Source organism: Pseudomonas sp. 7SR1, from assembly GCF_900156465.1.
In the GTDB taxonomy this organism is placed as follows: Bacteria; Pseudomonadota; Gammaproteobacteria; order Pseudomonadales; family Pseudomonadaceae; genus Aquipseudomonas.
This window is the reverse complement of the sequence record NZ_LT707064.1, coordinates 2462834-2481624: the sequence shown is the minus strand read 5'-3', so window position 1 is coordinate 2481624 and position 18791 is coordinate 2462834. Positions and strand designations below refer to the sequence as shown.

Annotated in this window: 19 protein-coding genes; 8 read left to right on the top strand and 11 right to left on the bottom strand. The window is 60.9% G+C overall.

Features of this window, described 5'->3' with window-relative positions; genetic code table 11:
* Positions 1 to 6: 6 nt before the first annotated feature.
* Positions 7 to 1545: a murein biosynthesis integral membrane protein MurJ gene (gene murJ, locus BW992_RS11305; protein ID WP_072398595.1), complete on the bottom strand. Its 1539-nt coding sequence runs from the start codon at positions 1543 to 1545 to the stop codon at positions 7 to 9.
* A 253-nt stretch (positions 1546 to 1798) separates the two neighbouring features.
* On the opposite strand from murJ, the gene rpsT reads away from it, so the two are divergent.
* Entirely contained in the window at positions 1799 to 2077 is a 279-nt protein-coding gene (rpsT, locus tag BW992_RS11300) for a 30S ribosomal protein S20 (RefSeq protein WP_020798646.1), read from the top strand.
* A 117-nt stretch (positions 2078 to 2194) separates the two neighbouring features.
* On the opposite strand, the gene BW992_RS11295 is transcribed toward rpsT, so the two are convergent.
* From BW992_RS11295 to rplU, 5 genes are all read right to left on the bottom strand, one after another.
* Positions 2195 to 2659 carry a CreA family protein gene (locus BW992_RS11295; RefSeq protein ID WP_072398594.1) on the bottom strand — a complete coding sequence of 155 codons (465 nt, stop codon included), beginning with the start codon at positions 2657 to 2659 and terminating at the stop codon, positions 2195 to 2197.
* A gap of 9 nt (positions 2660 to 2668) precedes the next feature.
* Positions 2669 to 3787: a glutamate 5-kinase gene (gene proB, locus BW992_RS11290; RefSeq protein ID WP_072398593.1), complete on the bottom strand. Its 1119-nt coding sequence runs from the start codon at positions 3785 to 3787 to the stop codon at positions 2669 to 2671.
* 211 nt (positions 3788 to 3998) lie between these two features.
* Positions 3999 to 5222: an Obg family GTPase CgtA gene (gene cgtA / locus BW992_RS11285; protein WP_072432001.1), complete on the bottom strand. Its 1224-nt coding sequence runs from the start codon at positions 5220 to 5222 to the stop codon at positions 3999 to 4001.
* Between the two features lie 189 nt (positions 5223 to 5411).
* Positions 5412 to 5669, bottom strand: coding sequence for a 50S ribosomal protein L27 (gene rpmA, locus BW992_RS11280; protein WP_053153633.1), 258 nt, complete (start codon positions 5667 to 5669; stop codon positions 5412 to 5414).
* Positions 5670 to 5704: 35 nt separating this feature from the next.
* Entirely contained in the window at positions 5705 to 6019 is a 315-nt protein-coding gene (rplU, locus tag BW992_RS11275) for a 50S ribosomal protein L21 (RefSeq protein ID WP_007950961.1), read from the bottom strand.
* A 253-nt stretch (positions 6020 to 6272) separates the two neighbouring features.
* Here rplU and BW992_RS11270 point away from each other — a divergent pair, with 253 nt between their 5' ends.
* From BW992_RS11270 to BW992_RS11260, 3 genes are all read left to right on the top strand, one after another.
* Positions 6273 to 7241, top strand: a complete 969-nt coding sequence (locus tag BW992_RS11270) for a polyprenyl synthetase family protein (protein ID WP_072398591.1) — start codon at positions 6273 to 6275, stop codon at positions 7239 to 7241.
* A gap of 236 nt (positions 7242 to 7477) precedes the next feature.
* Positions 7478 to 7819 carry a zinc ribbon domain-containing protein YjdM gene (locus BW992_RS11265; protein WP_072398590.1) on the top strand — a complete coding sequence of 114 codons (342 nt, stop codon included), beginning with the start codon at positions 7478 to 7480 and terminating at the stop codon, positions 7817 to 7819.
* A gap of 203 nt (positions 7820 to 8022) precedes the next feature.
* Positions 8023 to 8280 carry a PA4570 family protein gene (locus BW992_RS11260; protein ID WP_072398589.1) on the top strand — a complete coding sequence of 86 codons (258 nt, stop codon included), beginning with the start codon at positions 8023 to 8025 and terminating at the stop codon, positions 8278 to 8280.
* Between the two features lie 149 nt (positions 8281 to 8429).
* On the opposite strand, the gene BW992_RS11255 is transcribed toward BW992_RS11260, so the two are convergent.
* From BW992_RS11255 to BW992_RS11240, 4 genes are all read right to left on the bottom strand, one after another.
* Positions 8430 to 9047, bottom strand: a complete 618-nt coding sequence (locus tag BW992_RS11255) for an FKBP-type peptidyl-prolyl cis-trans isomerase (protein ID WP_072398588.1) — start codon at positions 9045 to 9047, stop codon at positions 8430 to 8432.
* Between the two features lie 205 nt (positions 9048 to 9252).
* A complete protein-coding gene (locus BW992_RS11250) occupies positions 9253 to 9741 on the bottom strand; it encodes a TIGR00645 family protein (RefSeq protein ID WP_042731944.1) in 489 nt (162 codons plus the stop codon).
* 131 nt (positions 9742 to 9872) lie between these two features.
* Positions 9873 to 10211: a PA4575 family protein gene (locus BW992_RS11245; RefSeq protein WP_072398660.1), complete on the bottom strand. Its 339-nt coding sequence runs from the start codon at positions 10209 to 10211 to the stop codon at positions 9873 to 9875.
* Between the two features lie 307 nt (positions 10212 to 10518).
* Positions 10519 to 12957 (bottom strand): Lon protease family protein, encoded by a 2439-nt coding sequence (locus BW992_RS11240; RefSeq protein WP_072398587.1) that lies wholly within the window; start codon positions 12955 to 12957, stop codon positions 10519 to 10521.
* 281 nt (positions 12958 to 13238) lie between these two features.
* On the opposite strand from BW992_RS11240, the gene BW992_RS11235 reads away from it, so the two are divergent.
* From BW992_RS11235 to BW992_RS11220, 4 genes are all read left to right on the top strand, one after another.
* Positions 13239 to 13727, top strand: a complete 489-nt coding sequence (locus BW992_RS11235; protein WP_024780764.1) for a DUF3015 domain-containing protein — start codon at positions 13239 to 13241, stop codon at positions 13725 to 13727.
* 93 nt (positions 13728 to 13820) lie between these two features.
* Positions 13821 to 15674, top strand: a complete 1854-nt coding sequence (locus BW992_RS11230) for an Lnb N-terminal periplasmic domain-containing protein (protein WP_072459673.1) — start codon at positions 13821 to 13823, stop codon at positions 15672 to 15674.
* Positions 15675 to 15783: 109 nt separating this feature from the next.
* Positions 15784 to 16140, top strand: coding sequence for a hypothetical protein (locus BW992_RS11225; protein WP_072398585.1), 357 nt, complete (start codon positions 15784 to 15786; stop codon positions 16138 to 16140).
* Between the two features lie 71 nt (positions 16141 to 16211).
* Positions 16212 to 16703 (top strand): GreA/GreB family elongation factor, encoded by a 492-nt coding sequence (locus BW992_RS11220; RefSeq protein ID WP_072398584.1) that lies wholly within the window; start codon positions 16212 to 16214, stop codon positions 16701 to 16703.
* Between the two features lie 160 nt (positions 16704 to 16863).
* Here the strand turns inward: BW992_RS11220 and ettA are convergent, their stop codons facing one another.
* A complete protein-coding gene (gene ettA, locus BW992_RS11215) occupies positions 16864 to 18528 on the bottom strand; it encodes an energy-dependent translational throttle protein EttA (RefSeq protein WP_072398583.1) in 1665 nt (554 codons plus the stop codon).
* Positions 18529 to 18791: the final 263 nt, after the last annotated feature.

Here is an 18791-nt window from a genome sequence, read left to right as displayed (position 1 = left end):
CAAGCCTCAGCTCAAGGCCTTGCGATTGAAGTCCCGCAGACGGAAGCCCAGCAGCAGCAACATGCCGAAATACGCCACCACGCCGGCGACAACCAGCACACCCAGGCGCAGGAAACGCTCGGGCATCTGCCCTTCGCCCCAGGCCGGCATGAAATGCATCCCCCCCAGCAGGACCGCCGACATCACCGCCACGGCGATCAGCAGCTTGAGGCCGAATTTTCCCCAGCCCGGCTGCGGCTGATACATTTTCTGCTTGCGTAGCTGATAGAACAGCAGCCCGGCGTTGAGGCAGGCGCCGATGCTGATCGCCAGGGCCAGGCCGGCATGGGCCAGGGGGCCGATCAGCAGAAGGTTGAACAATTGGGTCATCACCAGGGTGAAGATGGCAATCTTCACCGGCGTGCGGATGTTCTGCTGAGCATAGAAACCTGGCGCCAGGACCTTGATCAGGATGATGCCAAGCAGCCCGACCGAATAGGCGACCAGGGCGCGCTGGGTCATGGCGGCATCGAACGCCTTGAACTGGCCATACTGGAACAGCGAAACAGTCAGTGGCTCGGCCAGGATCCCCAATGCCAGAGCGCAGGGCAGCACCAGCACGAAACACAGGCGCAGGCCCCAGTCGAGAATCCGCGAGTACTCCTGGCGATCCTGGCTGGCGTAGGTCTTGGCCAGGGTTGGCAACAGGATCGTGCCCAGGGCCACGCCCAGTACACCGGACGGTAACTCCATCAGTCGGTCGGCGTAATACATCCAGGACACCGAACCGGCCACCAGGAACGAGGCGAAGATGGTGTTGATGATCAGGGAAATCTGGCTCACCGAAACCCCCAGGATCGCCGGCAGCATCTGCTTGAGCACCCGCCAGACGCCGCTGTCGCGCAGGTTCAGGCGAGGCAGTACCAGCATGCCGATCTTCTTGAGGTAAGGCAGTTGATACAGCAGCTGCGCCAGCCCTCCCACCAGCACCGCCCAGCCGAGCGCCATCACCGGCGGATCGAAATACGGCGTCAGGAAGACCGCAAATATGATCATGCTGACGTTGAGCAGGGTCGGCACGAAGGCCGGCACCGAGAAACGGTTCCACGTATTGAGAATGGCCCCGGCCAGGGATGACAGGGAAATCAGCAATATATAAGGAAAGGTCACCCGCAGCAGGTCGGTGGTGAGCTGGAACTTCTCCGGGGTATCGGTAAAGCCCGGCGCCGTGGCCCAGATGATCCAGGGCGCGGCCAGCATGCCGGCCGCAGTCACCAGGGCCAGCACCAGGGTCAGCAAACCGCTGACATAGGCAATGAACGTACGGGTCGCTTCATCGCCCTTCTGGTTCTTGTATTCCGCCAGGATGGGCACGAACGCCTGGGAAAACGCACCTTCGGCGAAAATCCGCCTCAGCAGGTTGGGCAACTTGAAGGCGATGAAGAAGGCGTCGGTGGCCATACCGGCGCCGAATATCCGTGCGATCAGCGTATCGCGAACGAACCCCAGGACCCGGGAAAGCATCGTGATAGAGCTGACGGCAGCCAACGATTTGAGCAGATTCATGAAAAGAGTTTTTGCCTGTCGATAAACAGCAGGCGAACAACGCGCCCACTTGTGCGATACTCCGCGCCGCCAACAGCACTGCGCCAAAGCCCGCGAGTTTACAGGTCGCACGCCGGAAAGAAATCATCCGGTGCGATGTACCTGCCATTCAGCGGAACGCGTCACCCGCCCTTGACAAGACCCCAACTCATCGGCATGATTCGCGGCCTATTTTGTTTGCTATTTCCCAAAAAGTCTTTCGAGGAGCTCGACGGTGGCCAACTCACCTTCCGCCAAAAAACGTGCAAAACAGGCTGAGAAGCGTCGCAGCCACAACGCCAGCCTGCGTTCCATGGTTCGTACCTACATCAAAAACGTAGTTAAGGCCATCGACGCAAAAGACGCTGAAAAAGCCCAAGCTGCTTACGTTCTGGCTGTGCCTGTTATCGACCGTATGGCCGATAAAGGCATCATCCACAAGAACAAGGCTGCTCGCCATAAGAGCCGCCTGAATGGCCACGTAAAGGCCTTGAACGTTGCCGCTGCTGCCTAAGCGACGCGCTCGTTAAAAAACCGACCCCAGGGTCGGTTTTTTATTGCCTGCAATTGGACAGGCACATCAAAAATGCGGGAGCAGGCCTGCTCCCGCACGAGCGATCGACGGGCAGGGTTATTGAGCGTGAGCCCACGGCAAGATCGGAATTGCCGTCACCGCGTTCTGGGGACTACCCTCGATGATCCGATCACTGTAGACCAGATACACCAGCGTATTGCGTTTCTTGTCGAGGAATCGCACCACCTGCATGGTCTTGAAGACCAGCGAAGTGCGCTCCCTGAACACCTCTTCCCCATCCTTGAGCTCGCCCTTGAAGCTGATCGGCCCGACCTGACGGCAGGCGATGGACGCCTCGGCACGGTCCTCGGCCAAGCCCAGGCCACCCTTGACGCCCCCAGTCTTGGCCCGAGACAGGTAGCAGGTCACCCCATCCACCTTGGGATCATCGAACGCCTCGACCACGATCCGGTCGTTCGGCCCGACGAACTTGAACACCGTCGAGACCTGACCGATTTCCTCGGCCGAAGCCAGCAGCGGCAATGCCAACAGCAAGCCGATCAATCCTTTAGCCAAACCCATGATTTTTCCTTAGACGAGAATCAGGTTGTCACGATGAACCAGCTCGGGCTCAGCCATGTAACCCAGCAGGCCAACAATCGCATCAGACGATTGGCCGATGATTTTCTGGGCTTCCAGCGCACTGTAATTGGCCAGGCCGCGGGCGATCTCACGACCGTCCGGCGCCACGCACACAACCATTTCGCCACGACGGAAACTGCCCTGGACCAGCTTTACGCCCACCGGCAACAGACTTTTATTACCCTGGGACAGCGCCGCCACGGCCCCCGCATCCAACACCAGCGTGCCACGGGTCTGCAGATGGCCCGCCAGCCACTGCTTGCGAGCGGCCAGCATGCCGCGCTCAGGCGAAAGCAGGGTGCCGATGCGTTCTCCCGCCTTCAGACGATCCAGCACCCGCTCCAGGCGCCCACCGACAATGATGGTGTGCGCTCCGGAACGCGCCGCAAGGCGTGCGGCGCGCAGCTTGGTCTGCATACCACCGCGCCCCAATGCACCACCGGTACCACCGGCAACCGCATCCAGTGCAGGATCGTCGGCACGAGCCTCGTAGATCAATCTGGCATCGGGATTGTTGCGCGGATCCGCATCGAACATGCCGTCGCGGTCCGTGAGGATCACCAGCAGATCAGCCTCGACCAGGTTCGCCACCAAGGCCGCCAGGGTATCGTTATCGCCAAAGCGGATCTCGTCGGTGACCACCGTGTCGTTTTCGTTGATCACCGGAATCACCTTCAGCTCCACCAGCGCCCGCAGGGTACTGCGCGCATTGAGGTAGCGCTTGCGGTCGGACAGGTCGTCGTGAGTGAGCAGGATCTGCGCCGTATGGCGGTCATGCTCGGCAAAACTGGACTCCCAGGCCTGCACCAGCCCCATCTGGCCGATAGCGGCGGCGGCCTGCAATTCGTGCATCGCGCTGGGTCGCGATGTCCAGCCCAGACGACTCATGCCAGCCGCCACAGCCCCCGAGGAGACCAATACCAGCTCGACGCCAGCCTCATGCAAGGCCACCATCTGCTCGACCCACACCGCCATCGCCTTGCGATCCAGGCCCTTGCCATCCGCCGTCAGCAGTGCGCTGCCGATCTTCACGACCCAACGCTGCGCACCCGTCACCTTGCTCCGCATCATCTTCAACCTTTGCCAGCGGACGACGCGACCCAGCGCCACCCATGGGATTATTCGTATTTGCGTTCTACAGATACCAAAACGCCGCTCGAATGAGCGGCGCCCTGGAAACCGGCTGACAGCGATGATACCACCGGCCGAAGCAGTTAAACCCGCCTGCGTGTCAGCCATTTCATCAGTGCCGCCTCAAACGACCGACACCGGAAGAAGATCAATCGCGCACGTAGATGATTTCCGGACCATCTTCATCATCCACATCTTCTTCGTCCCAATCGTCGTCACCGATGTCATGGACCGACTTCACGCCACTGCGACGCAAGGCACGCTGGTCATCCAGTGCCTGCAACTGCGCACGCGCCTCGTCTTCGATACGCTGATCAAGCTCGGCCAGCTCTTCCTTGTAGGCCGGGTCATTGGCCAGGCGATCGGCGCGATCTTCCAGGTAACGCATGATGTCGTGACACAAGCGCTCGGTGCCCTCTTTGGCAATGGCCGAGATCACATAGACCGGACCTTCCCACTCCAGGCGATCGACGATTTCCTTGACCCGCTCCTCATGCTCTTCCTCAAGGATCTGGTCGCACTTGTTCAATACCAGCCAACGATCGCGCTCGACCAGGGCCGGACTGAACTTGGCCAGCTCGTTGACGATGACTTCGGCGGCATCGGCGGGGGAGCTTTCGTCCAGCGGCGCCATATCGACGAGGTGCAGCAACAGACGGGTACGAGACAAGTGCTTGAGGAAACGAATCCCCAGGCCGGCACCTTCGGAAGCACCTTCGATCAGACCCGGGATATCCGCAATCACGAAGCTCTTCCAACGATCGACGCTGACCACCCCGAGGTTAGGCACCAGGGTGGTGAACGGATAATCGGCGACCTTTGGCTTGGCGGCCGAGACCGAACGAATGAAGGTACTCTTGCCCGCGTTCGGCAGACCCAGCAGCCCCACGTCAGCCAGCACTTTCATTTCCAGCTTCAGGTCACGCTGCTCGCCGGGCTTGCCTGGCGTGGTCTGGCGCGGCGCACGGTTGGTACTGGACTTGAAACGAGTGTTTCCCAACCCATGCCAGCCACCATGAGCCACCAGCAGGCGCTGGCCCGGCTTGGTCAGGTCGCCAATCACTTCCTGAGTGGCGGAGTCGATCACCGTGGTACCAACCGGCACGCGCAGGACCAGATCCTCGCCTTTCTTGCCAGTGCAGTCGGTGCTGCCGCCGTTGGAGCCGCGCTCGGCATCGAAATGCCGGGTGTAGCGATAATCCACCAGGGTGTTGAGGTTTTCGTCGGCGACCATGAAGATCGAGCCGCCATCACCGCCATCACCGCCGTTCGGACCGCCGTTTTCAATGAACTTTTCCCGACGGAAACTCATGCAACCATTGCCGCCGTCACCAGCCTTCACTCGAATCGATACTTCATCAACAAACTTCATGACACACGCCTCTCGTCATATGGACGAGCCGAAAAAAACAAGACATAAGACTCTTGCAAAAATGAGCGCAGCGGCCTGATTCACGCCCAACTGCAGCGCCGACAGCCCATACAAACAGCTTTGCAAGAGACTCACCCCACAAACGAAAAAGCCCCGTCGCAAGACAGGGCTTTTCCAGCGATCTCGCTATTAAGCTGCGATAACGCTTACGTAACGACGACCGAAGGCGCCCTTTACTTCGAACTTGATCACGCCTTCGATTTTAGCGAAGAGAGTGTGATCCTTGCCCATGCCTACGCCGTAGCCAGCGTGGAATTGGGTGCCGCGCTGACGCACGATGATGTTGCCTGCCTTGATAGCCTGGCCGCCATACATCTTCACGCCAAGGCGTTTGGCTTCTGAGTCGCGACCGTTACGGGTACTACCACCAGCTTTTTTGTGTGCCATGAGTTCAATTCTCCTAGTGAGGAATTAGGCTGAAATTAAGCCTGAATACCGGTGATTTTGATCTCGGTGTACCACTGGCGGTGGCCCATACGCTTCATGTGGTGCTTACGACGACGGAACTTGATGATGCGGACTTTATCGTGACGACCTTGGGAGATCACTTCAGCCACAACGGTAGCGCCAGCAACGACTGGAGCGCCGATATTCACGTCGTCGCCATTGGCGACCAACAGAACGCGATCAAAAGTCACGGATTCGCCAGTGGCGACTTCCAGTTTTTCGATCTTCAGGTATTCACCTGGGGCGACCTTGTATTGCTTGCCACCAGTAACGATTACTGCATACGACATGGTATTTCTCCGATAATCCTGCTCACCCAGCGCTTTATAGGAAAAGGTATTGGCTGGCATGGCTGCATGGGCTGGAAGGCCCGGGATGCAATTGCGTAAGGCAGGTGCTGCCCAGGAAGTTCAGGGTGCGCGATTGTACGCAAGCCGACGAAGCCTTGCAAGTGGCCGCCAATCCCGCCAAAGCTTCACGCCTTGACAGGCCTGGGTGTGGGTCCTAGCATGCCGCGCAACCCTTCTGGAGCGCCTCTCGCTGATGCAACCCCAAGCTTTCTACCGCGCAGTGGCGGACGATTTTAGTGCCGTCGACGGCATCATCAAGAAGCAGCTGACTTCCCGAGTGCCGCTGGTATCGAAAATCGGCGACTACATCACCTCGGCCGGAGGCAAGCGCCTGCGTCCTTTATTGGTGCTCCTGTGCGGCAAGGCCCTGGGCCGGGAGGGCGACGACCTGCGCCTGCTGGCCGCCACCATCGAGTTCCTGCACACCGCTACCCTGCTGCATGACGACGTGGTGGACATGTCCGGCATGCGCCGCGGCCGCTCCACCGCCAATGCCATGTGGGGCAATGCCCCAAGCGTGCTGGTGGGCGACTTCCTGTACTCGCGCTCGTTCGAAATGATGGTCGAGCTGGGCTCGATGCCGGTCATGAAGATCCTGTCCCAGGCCACTCGCATCATCGCCGAAGGCGAAGTGCTGCAGCTGTCCAAGGTACGCGACGCCAGCACCACGGAAGAAACCTACATGGAAGTCATCCGCGGCAAGACCGCCATGCTTTTCGAAGCCTCGACCCACAGCGCCGCCGCCCTGGCCGGCGCCAACGCCGAACAGAGCGAAGCCCTGCGCACCTTCGGCGACCATTTGGGCGTAGCCTTCCAACTGGTGGACGACCTGCTGGACTACAAGGGCGACGCCGAGACCCTGGGCAAGAACGTCGGCGACGACCTGGCCGAAGGCAAGCCGACCCTGCCGCTGATCTATACCATGCGCGAAGGCACCCCCGAGCAGGCAGCGCTGGTACGCCAGGCGATCCAGAAAGGTGGCATCGAGGATCTGGAAAGCATCCGCGAGGCCGTCGAGGCATCCGGCTCGCTGGATTACACCGCGCAACTGGCCCGTGACTATGTCGCCCGCGCCATCAAATGCCTCGATGCCCTGCCGGCCAGCGAATATCGCGACGCACTGGTGGAACTGAGCGAGTTCGCGGTCGCCCGCACCCACTGACATCCCTGGGATTTTTCTGGCGTGGGATTTATCCCCGCCGGGCTGCGAAGCAGCCCTAAAGGTCATTCCCCGTGTCCCAGGCAGATGGAGTTGAGCACCGCTCTTGGGGCTGCTACGCAGCCCAGCGAGGACAAATCCCCTTGCCAAAGGCCTCCAAACGCAGCGACGTCACCCTCCCACAACAAAACCCTATATAATGTGCGCCCTTTTGCCCTCCTGATACCCAAGGAACCTTAGTGAGCACGTTGCCACCCTGCCCGAAATGCAATTCCGAATACACTTACGAAGACGGTACCCAACTGGTCTGCCCGGAGTGTGCCCACGAATGGTCCGCCAGCGGCGAAGCTGAAGCGGCAGCCGACGACACCGTGAAAAAAGATTCGGTCGGCAACGTCCTGCAGGACGGCGACACCATCACCGTGATCAAGGACCTCAAGGTCAAGGGCACTTCCCTGGTGGTCAAGGTAGGCACCAAGGTGAAGAACATCCGCCTGTGCGACGGCGACCACGACATCGACTGCAAGATCGACGGCATCGGCCCGATGAAGCTCAAATCCGAGTTCGTCAGAAAAGTCTGAGCCTTCTGTATTCCATCCCGCGCCCTGCGTGGGATGGTGCCTACCCCCTCCCCGCTTTAGCCCCGTGACTAGCACCTTGGCCAAACGCCAGCCATCCGAACCATCACAACCCATCGTCCGAAAAAAAATCGGAACACAAATAGACGCTTGCTATTTAGCGAATAGGAATTATTCTCATCAGACCCATCAAGGAGATGAGAACCATGACTTATTTGATCGATGCCTGGCTGGACCGCCCACACCCCTACCTCAGGATCCTGCATCGGGAAACCGGGGAAGTCTGTGCGGTACTTGAGGAAGAGGCCCTGAGCGAACTGCAGGACCAGGGTGACCTGGACCTCAACAGCCTGAACTCCAGCGAGCCGCTGGTGCTCAAGGAGCTGGTGCGCAATCTGTTCCTGTTCTGCTACGCCCGGGCGTTGCGCCCCACTGGCGATTTCAATGGCAGGCTGCACGGATGAATGCGCAGCTCATGGGGGGAGCGGGTTTGCTCGCTAAGGCCGTGTGGCCGTTAACGACAACGTCGCCTGGCAGTCCATCTTCATCGGACCGCGGCCCGGAGCAAGCCGGCTCCCACATGCATTTGCCCAGTGCAAGACCGGGCAGGGTCTTACAGGACGTCCAGCAGCTCGACGTCGAACACCAATACGCTGTGCGGCGGGATGCTGCCAACGCCTTGAGCGCCGTAAGCCAGTTCGCTCGGCACGTACAGGCGCCATTTGCTGCCAGCGTTCATCAGTTGCAACGCTTCGGTCCAGCCCGGAATCACACCACCCACCGGGAATTCGGCAGGCTGGCCACGATCGTAGGAGCTGTCGAACACAGTGCCGTCGATCAGGGTGCCGTGATAGTGGGTACGCACCTGGTCTTCACGGGTCGGCTTGGCGCCTTCGCCCTGGGTCAGCACTTCGAATTGCAGCCCCGACGCCAGGGTGGTGACGCCATCGCGCTTGGCGTTTTCAGCCAGGAAAGCGCGACCTGCACCAGCAGCGGCTTCAGCCTTGGCGGCGGCTTCGGCTTGCATGATTTCGCGGATGACCTTGAAGCTGGCAGACATTTCTTCCTGGCCCACACGGCTCGGCTTGCCGGCGAAAGCGTCGGTCAGGCCAGCCAGGATCGCATCCAGGCTGACGCCCGGCGGTGGGTTGTCGCGCAGCTGGTCACCCAGCTGACGGCCGATACCGTAGCTGACGCGGGTTTCGTCGGTGGACAGGTTAACTTCGGACATGGTGCTGCTCCGCTATGCGGACGGCTCGGGAAATCGCCGTGCGTGACACAGCGCCTCCCGAAGCGCCCGGAACCAAAAGGGCGAGCAGACTAGCACAGATGCCGCGGCGGGTGACGTGCCCTTGCATCAAAGATACCCCGCCAGAAACGACAACGCCCGCCTGTTTTTAGACAGACGGGCGCTGCGCCAGGACGATGGGCTGGCCTCAGTGCTTGGTCAGCTTGTCCAGATACCCCATGGCAAAGGCCGACACCACGAAGGTCATGTGAATGATCACGTACCACATCAGGTGCTCGGGATCGACGTTCTTGGCGTCCATGAAGATGCGCAGCAGGTGGATGGACGAGATCGCCACGATGGAGGCCGCGACCTTCATCTTCAGCGAAGAGGAGTCCATGGTGCCGAGCCAGTTGAGCTTTTCCTTGTCGGAATCGATGTCCAGTTGCGAGACGAAGTTCTCGTAGCCGGAAATCATCACCATCACCAGCAGGCCACCCACCAGCGCCATGTCGATCAGCGACAGCAGCACCAGGATCAGGTCGGACTCGGCCATGGAGAACACATTGGGGATGACGTGAAAGACTTCCTGGAAAAATTTCAGCGCCAACGCCAGCAAACCCAGGGACAGCCCGAAGTAGATCGGCGCCAGCAGCCAGCGGGAGGCGTACATTGCGTTTTCGATAAAGCGTTCCATTGATTCTCACACCAGGGCTGAAAATGGCGGCGAGTATACCAGCCACCATCTGCCCCACAAACGCCGGGCCCGTCCCTGGGCCCTGCCCTTGTATCAAATTCTTACTTAATGAAACGGTCCGGCACCGGCGCTCAACGGGGTGGACGGAACTCGAAGCCGCCGTTGCGACTGCGCCCGCCATTGATTTCACGCAGCTGGGCTTGCATGTGCAGGCACCAGATCTGAGGGTCGTCGGCCAGTTCGTAGCCATGCAATGTCAGGCTCTGGACGATGGTATCGAGGATGGACTCGGCCGCATTCGGGCCTGGGAAAGGCCCTTGGGCCTTGAGAGCGGAAGGTTGTTCGCCGGCCATTCCGGCGGCAAAGAGCAAGGTCCACATGCCGTTGTCGCCCGCCAGCGGACGGATGGCGCATTCGATCCGGGTGACCAGGCCCAGGCATTGACGGGTAAGGCAAAGGTTGCGCGACATGGCGGCGCCCCTCAGTGATACGGTGTTCAGCCCCGAGAGGCTGTTTCGATCCGATGATGATCTCTCGCTATCCTTGAACTGAGGATAGAAGAAAAGTTCCGCCAGCAAGCCCACCAAGACCAGAATGCGCCGAATGGTCATAGTGTGAATATTGACGCCAAAGCGATGGCTTTTCTTGAGTTGACCCAATCATTGCGGGAGCGGGCTGGCTCGCAATGGCGGTGTTTCAGTCAACGGCATGTTCACCGAACAACCACCTTGGCCAGCCAGCCCATTCCCGATCAGCACCAGGTGAACGGCAGTCGTATCAGGCCGGCTTGGTCTCTGCCAGCGCTTGTTGCGCCTGCTCTTTCTCCGCCTCCTTGATGTCCTCCTCACTGACCATTTCCGCAATCACCCGCAGTCGCTCCACCACCCGGGCGTTGACGCTGCCCTCGGGAAACTCGCCGTTTTCATCCGGCTCACCGGCAGGTTCGCCGACCAACAGGCTCAGCGCTTCGTCGGCCTGGCGCACCGCATAGACGTGGAACTGCCCTGCCCGCACGGCCGCCAGCACTTTTTCATCGAGCATCAGGGTGGCGACGTTGGCCTGGGGAATGATCGCCCCCTGCTCGCCGGTCAGCCCGCGAGCTTCACAGAGACGGAAGAAACCTTCGATCTTCTCGTTGACCCCGCCCACCGCTTGTACTTCGCCGAACTGGTTGATCGACCCGGTGATGGCGAAACACTGCTTCAGCGGCGTCTTCGACAAGGCCGAGATCAGCGTGCAGGCCTCCCCCAGGGAAGCGCTGTCGCCGTCGACGTAACCGTAGGATTGCTCCAGGGCGATACTGGCGGAAATCGCCAGGGGAAATTCCTGGGCGTAGCGACTGCCCAGGTAACCGGTGAGGATCATCACACCCTTGGAGTGGATCGGCTGGCCCAGGTTGACCTCCCGCTCGATGTCGACGATGCCGCTGCCGCCCGGGTACACCGTGGCGGAAATCCGCGCCGGTACGCCGAATGCCGAATCGCCTACCTCCAGTACCGTCAAGCCGTTGCACTTGCCCACGGCGGCACCGTCGGTGTCGATCAGGATGATTCCCGCCAGCATATCGTCGAGGATCCGCGCCGAAACGCGCCCGGTCCGGGTGGCCTTGGCCTTGAGCGCACGCTCGATGTGGCCCGCATCGGTCATTTCGTCCCCGGCCAACTGACGGATGAAGTCCGCCTCGCTGACCAACTGGAACAGATCGCCGATGCGCGCCGACAGGCGCCCCTGGTGTTCGGCCAGGCGCGCACTGTAGGTGGCCAGGCGCGCCACCGCATCGGCGGTCAGCGGCGCCATGCCCTCTTCCGAGGTGCGGGTCTTGAGCAACTGGGCGAACTGCTCCAGGCTCTCGTCGCCCATGGGGATGTCTTCGTCGAAGTCCACCAGCACGCGAAACATTTCCTGGAAATCCGAATCCAGGTCCTGCAAGGCGTAGTACAGCTGACGAGCGCCGATGATCACGACCTTGACCTGCAACGGAATGTGTTGCGGCGTCAGGCTCACCGTGGCCACCCGGCCCAGCTCACCCAACGGTGATTCCATCTTCAGCTTGCGCGATTGCAGGGCGCGCTTGAGGGCGTCCCACACGAATGGCTCGCCAAGCATTTTTTCCGCTTCGAGGATCAGGAAGCCGCCATTGGCCCGGTGCAAGGCGCCGGGACGCAACTGCCGGTAGGTGGTGTAGAGCGCGCCCTGGTCCGTGCTGTACTCGATGCGTCCGAACAGGTTGTCGTACGTCGGGTGCGGCTCGAACACCACGGGTGCGCCACCGCTCGCCGGATGCCCTACGACCAGGCTCGGGGCGTATTGCTCCTCCAGCAACTTGCGGGCGATGGCGTCGGTCTTGCTGTCGTCCACCAGTTGCTCGACCACGGTCCTGAGCAGGTTGACCTGCATCGCCTGCAGGTAACCGCAGACGGCCGCGTTCTCGGCATATTTCTCCGAAAGCGGCGCCAGCAGGGGTTGCAGGGCCAGGGTGATGGTCTCTTCGTTGAGCTGGCGCAACTGGTTGTTGGACTCGCGCTTCCATTGCGGCAGGCTGGCAAGTTCCTCGTTCAGGCGCTCTTCCAGGCTGGAAATGTCTTCATGGAAACGCTCGCGCTCGGCCTCCGGCAACTGGGCGAATTCCGCTTCGTCCAGGGCCTTGCCTTCGCTCATCGGGGTGAAGGCGATGTTGCTGCTGTCGCGGTACAGCGCGACATCCTTCTCCAGCGCCAGGCGTTCGATCACATCGAGGGCACGGTCGTAGCGCTGGTTGAACGCGCGGTCGATGGCACTTTTTTTCTGCTGGTAGGACGGGTGCTCGAAGACCGCAGGAAAAGTCGCCAGCAGGTTGTCGATCAGGCCGTTGATATCGGCGATGAAAGCGCCAGCGGTTCCCGAAGGCAGCTCCAGGGCCCGGGGTTCACGAGGCTCGTCGAAGTTGTTGACGTAGACCCAGTCGGCCGGGGTCTGCATGCGCTTGCCTTCGGCCTTGAGGTAGCGCTTGACGAAAGAAAACCGGCCGGTACCGGGTTCGCCCATGACAAAGACGTTGTAACCGGGGCGCGGCATGGCCACGCCGAACTGCAAGGCTTCGACCGCACGTTCCTGGCCAAGCACACCGCGGAAGGGCTCCAGATCATTGGTGGTAGAGAAGCTGAACTGTTCAGCGGAAAACGGACGAGTCAGCGCTTCGGGCGCTAGACGCAGGCTGGCAGCAACAGGATCAGGCATCGGGCTTCCTTACATCAGGCGGGGCAGATAGCGGCATTCTGGCGCCCCCCGCACCGCACTGGCAAGGAGCGCCTCAGGCCAAAGCATAGTCAAGACGTTCACCCGGGGCGCGGGCCAGAAAATACATGGGTTTATGGATAGTTTTTTGCAAAATGTCACGGAACCCTCGGATCGTGCCTAAACTCCAACTTGCGCGGCTGGATGAATAACCGGCCCACTGGCGCCTGGCCCTTCGGGCCAGACCCTGTCCGATTGGTATGCACATAAAAGAGAACATAGCTATGAAACGGATTCTTCTCGGTACTCTCTTCACCGCTGTATCCCTCAACGCCATGGCTCAGGCGCCAGGCGGTCCGGATTGCGGTTGGGGCAACATGCTGTTCGAAGGTCAGCGTGGCACCCCGGCTCACTTCCTGGCATCCACCACCAACGGCACTTCCGGCAACGCCACCTTCGGCATGACCTCCGGCACCAATGGTTGCTCCACCAACGCAGCACTGACCTACGGTGGCAAGTCCTGGCTGGCCATGAATGGCATGATGAACGAGCTGTCCGAAGACATGGCCAAGGGGCAGGGCGAAGCGCTGACCACCTATGCCGTGGTACTGGGTGTGGCACCGGAAGACCGTGCCCACTTCTCCGCCGTTACCCACGAGCACTTCCAGCAGATCTTCAGCAAGGCTGACGTGACCGCAGAAGATGTGCATACCAACACCCTGGCCGTGCTGAAAAACGATCCTCGCCTGGCCAAGTACGCTACTCAAGCTTAAGCTCGACCCCACTCGCTCCTTTCGGGGAGCGGGTTTTCTTTTCGAGGCCCCCCTTCCGGTCTTTTTATTTTTTGACTTTCCAAGTAGCCGACTATGCTCAAACGCCTTGCCTGGCTGGCGCTCTGTGTGTGCGCCCCTTTGTCCGCCGCGCCTCATGTCGACACCCAACGTTTGCAGCAACTGGCCAATGACCCCTTCTGGATTTCCCTGGGCCACTACGAAACCGCCAAGCTGGGCGGCTGGCGCAGCTATATCAACGACGAGAAATTCTTCCTCGCCCCTGACGGCAACGAACACCCCGACCACGAGTTGAGCGCCACGCTGCAAGCCCTGTACGGCCCGGCCGACGCCGGCCAGCAGCACGCCCAATGCGTGTACCCGGCACGCACGCGATGGCTCAAGGCGCAGCTCAACCTGACGGACCTGCCGGTGGTCAACTGCAGCGATTTCACCCAATGGTTCAAGGACGTCTCTCCTCATAGCGCAGTGATGATCTTTCCCGCGGCGTACCTGAACAGCCCCTCGTCGATGTTCGGCCACACCCTGTTGCGTATCGACCAGGCCGACGTGCAGAGCGACAAGACCGCCCTGCTCAGCTACGCGATCAACTTCGGTGCCTACATCGAGGGCTCCGACAACAGCCTGCTCTACGCCTGGAAAGGCCTGATGGGAGGCTATCCCGGCCTGTTCGCCCTGGTGCCCTACCAGGAAAAGCTCTCTGAATACCGCAGCCTGGAGAACCGCGACCTGTGGGAATACCGCCTCAACCTGAGCCAGGCGGAAACCGAGCGGATGGTCGAGCATGTCTGGGAGCTCAAGCAGATCCGGTTCGACTACTTTTTCTTCGACGAAAATTGCTCCTATCGCCTGCTGGAACTGCTGCAAGTGGCTCGCCCCGGCCTGCGCCTGACCGAACAGTTCCCGCTGACCGCGATTCCCACCGACACCGTCAAGGCCGTGAAGGACGCTGGCCTGGTGGAGAGCATCCAGTATCGGCCGTCCCGCGAGCGGGAACTGCTCAGTCGTGCCGAGCCGCTCGATGACGACGAACAGCAATGGGTCCTGAAGGTCAGCGCCGACCAGCAGAACCTGCAAACGCCCGGGTTCAGGGCACTGCCTCGCGAGCGCCAGGCCCTGGTGGTCGACGCGGCCTATCGTCTGGAACGGTACCGAGCCAATGGTCAGGAGCGCGACCCACAGCGGGCCCAGCGCAGCTTCGAGCTGTTGAGGGCCATCAACCGCAATCCTGCCCCGGAGCTCGATATCCCGCAGCCGGGTCTGCCCGAGGACGGTCATCAATCGCGCACATGGCAAGCCGGCCTTGGTACCCGGGGCGATCGGGCGTTCGGTGAATATGGCTTGCGCATGGCCTACCACGACCTCAATGACAATGCCGAGAGTTTCCCGCTGGGGGCGCAGATCGAGATCCTGCAATTGAAACTGCGCCAGTACGAAGGCAACGATTGGCAGGTCCAGCAACTGGACCTGGCGACCATTCGCTCCCTGACCCCGCGCAACGAGCTGCTACAGCCGTGGTCCTGGCAGGTCACGGGAGGCCTGGAGCGAGTGCCGGGCAAGCATGACGATGAAACCCTGGTCAGCCACGTCAATGGCGGTGCCGGGGGCACCTGGGCGCTGGGCGAAGACGTGCTCGGGTTTGCCCTGGGCACGGTGCGGGTGGAACACAACAACGACTTCGCTCAGTTCATCGCCCCGGCCGCCGGCTTCAACAGCGGCGTGCTGTGGAAAAACCCATTGGGCAACCTGAGCCTGGAGGCCAAGGGCGACTACTTCACCAATGGAGAGGTACGCCGCAGCGTGAGCCTGAATCAACAATGGGAACTGTCCCGCAACCTTGGTCTGCGTCTGAGTGCACAGCGCGAGTTCAGCCACCTGGCCTCGCCGGAGAACGAGGTGATGCTGGAGGTCAAGTGGTACCACTATTGATCGGCCCACGACCGCTCGCTCGGTGAACGGATTCATCACAACGCTTTCACGTCGGCCCGACAAATCGACTTCTAGACTTTCTCCATGAATGGGCAAGGCAGGGCGATCGATGAGGCGCGTAGTGACGGTAATGGCTGTGCTGATGCTGCTCGGTGGCTGTGAAACCACCCACCAGGACCTGATCGCACGGGGCTTTCCTCCAGCGTTCGCCGACGGCTTCGATGATGGTTGCAGCAGTGGCCGTCAGGCAGCCGGCGTGATCACCGGCCAGTTCAGGAAGGACGTTCCACGCTACCTCAAGGACGCCCATTACGCCGAAGGCTGGCAGGATGGCTTGCGCCAATGCCTGGCCATGCGCGAAAGCGAAGAGCGCGATGCCTACCGCGAACGGCACTGGGACGAGCGCGAGCGGGCCTGGCAGCAGGAAAAGGATCGGGACGCCGCCCGGGCTTATCGCTCGCAGTGAGTCGCATACAGGCATTCGGGGAAACCAAAAGCCTGCCAGCATGGCCCAAACTCCAGGAAAGGAGAAAAACCATGAGTCGTGCCTTCGTCAACGAAGACAACGCCGCGGCCCAGGCCGATCAGCCGGTCGAACGCCAGGTCAGCGCGCAGATCAACTACGTCACCCCCGCCGGGCTTGCCCAACTGCAGGCCCGGGTCGCCCAGTTGCAGGCTCTGCACAGCCAACAGACGGCCAGGCAGGAGCAGGCGGACAAGCAGCGCATCGCGGATATCGAACGGGATCTGCGCTATTTCAACCAGCGCTTGAAAAGTGCACAGGTGGTGACGCCAACGTCATCGGACCAGGTGCGGATCGGACATTGGGTGACCTTTGTCGACGAGCATGATCACGAGCAGCGGGTGCAATTGGTGGGCGAAGACCAGGCCGATGCGGCCAGTGGGCTGATCAATTGGGGCTCGCCCCTGGGACGGGCATTGCTGGGAGCCAGGGTCGGAGAAGAAGTGGTCTGGAAACGACCGGTGGGGGATCTGGCGATCGAAGTGCTGGCAATAGAGCCGGGGTAACCCTCATGGCCTCCGCCAGGCCCTTTCGAACACGGCATTATGAGCTAGCGCAAGCATCGTGGCGGGCTTGCCCGCGAAGGCGGCGGAACAGGCAACACGGATGTTGAATGAACCGACGCCTGCACAGGCAAGCCACGCCTACAACAATTCCACAGGCTGATCAGGCCAGTTTCTTGTGCCGTACACGATGCGGCTGGGCAGCGGCTTCGCCGAGGCGTTTCTTGCGATCGGCTTCGTACTCGGTGTAGTTGCCCTCGAAGAACACCGCCTGGGAGTCATCTTCGTACGCCAGGATGTGAGTCGCCACGCGGTCAAGGAACCATCGGTCGTGGGAGATCACAATGGCGGCGCCCGGGAAGTCCAGCAGGGCTTCCTCCAGGGAACGCAGTGTTTCGACGTCGAGGTCGTTGGACGGTTCGTCGAGCAGCAGGACGTTGCCACCCTCCTTCAGGGTCAGCGCCAGGTGCAGACGCCCACGCTCACCGCCGGACAGGTCCTTGACGAACTTCTGCTGGTCGCCACCCTTGAAGTTGAAGCGCCCCACATAGGTGCGCGACGGGATTTCATAGCTGCCGATGCGGATCTGGTCGGAACCGTCGGAGATCTGCTGGAACACAGTCTTGCTGCCATCCAGGTCTTCGCGGCTCTGGTCGACGCAGGCCAGTTGTACGGTTTCACCGATTTCGATGGTGCCCGAATCCGGCGTCTCCTTGCCCATCAGCATGCGGAACAGCGTGGACTTACCCGCACCGTTACCACCGATCACGCCGACAATGGCGCCCTTGGGCATGGAGAACGACAGATTGTCGATCAGCACGCGATCGCCGTAGCCCTTGGTGACGTTCTTGAATTCGATGACCTTGTCACCCAGGCGCGGACCGGCCGGGATGTAGATCTCGTTGGTTTCGCTGCGCTTCTGGAATTCCTGGGACTGCATTTCCTCGAAGCGTTGCAGACGAGCCTTGGATTTGGACTGGCGGGCCTTGGCGCCTTTGCGCACCCACTCCAGCTCTTCCTTCATGGCTTTTTCATGGGCCGACTGCTGCTTGGATTCCTGGGCCAGACGCTCGGACTTGGCTTCCAGCCAGCCCGAATAGTTGCCCTCGTAAGGAATGCCCGCGCCGCGGTCGAGTTCCAGGATCCAGCCGGCGACGTTGTCCAGGAAGTAACGGTCGTGGGTGATCGCCACCACGGTGCCCGGGAAGTCGTGCAGGAAATGTTCGAGCCAGGCGACGGAATCGGCGTCCAGGTGGTTGGTCGGTTCGTCGAGCAGCAGCATGTCCGGAGCGGACAGCAGCAGGCGGCACAGGGCCACACGGCGCTTTTCACCGCCGGACAGGTGTTCGACCTTCGCGTCCCAGGCCGGCAGGCGCAGCGCATCGGCGGCGACTTCCAGCTGGCGCTCCAGGTTGTGGCCGTCGCTGGCCTGCAGGATCGCCTCCAGCTTGGCCTGTTCGGCGGCCAGCTTGTCGAAATCGGCGTCCGGGTCGGCGTAGGCGGCATAGACCTCATCCAGGCGTGCCTGGGCGTCCTTGATCGCGCTGACGGCCTCCTCGACCACTTCACGAACGGTCTTGGTCGGATCCAGTTGCGGTTCCTGAGGCAGGTAACCAATGTTCAGGTCCGGCATCGGGCGGGCTTCGCCATCGAATTCCTTATCGACGCCGGCCATGATTTTCAGCAGCGTGGATTTACCCGAACCGTTGAGGCCCAGCACGCCGATCTTGGCGCCGGGGAAAAATGACAATGAAATGTTTTTCAGGATTTCCCGCTTCGGCGGAACAACTTTGCTCAGCCGATGCATGGTGAAGACGTATTGAGCCATGGTGAACCTAGCGTCTGTGACAGGTGAAAAGAACGAGCCGGGCCATGCGCGGCGCCGGCAGTTGACGGTCATCAATGCCTGCGGGCAGATAAAGCCTGGGAATCTGAGCGTGCGCTCCTGGGTTTGTAGGAAAGGTGCCTGCGGCTTGCCTGACCGCCGTTCGGCGAACTTTCTTACAAAGCCTGGTTTGACCGGCAAAGCTACCTCAACCGTCCGTCAAGGTCCAGCCGCCAGGGACTGGCACTTTGCCACAACTCAAGGCA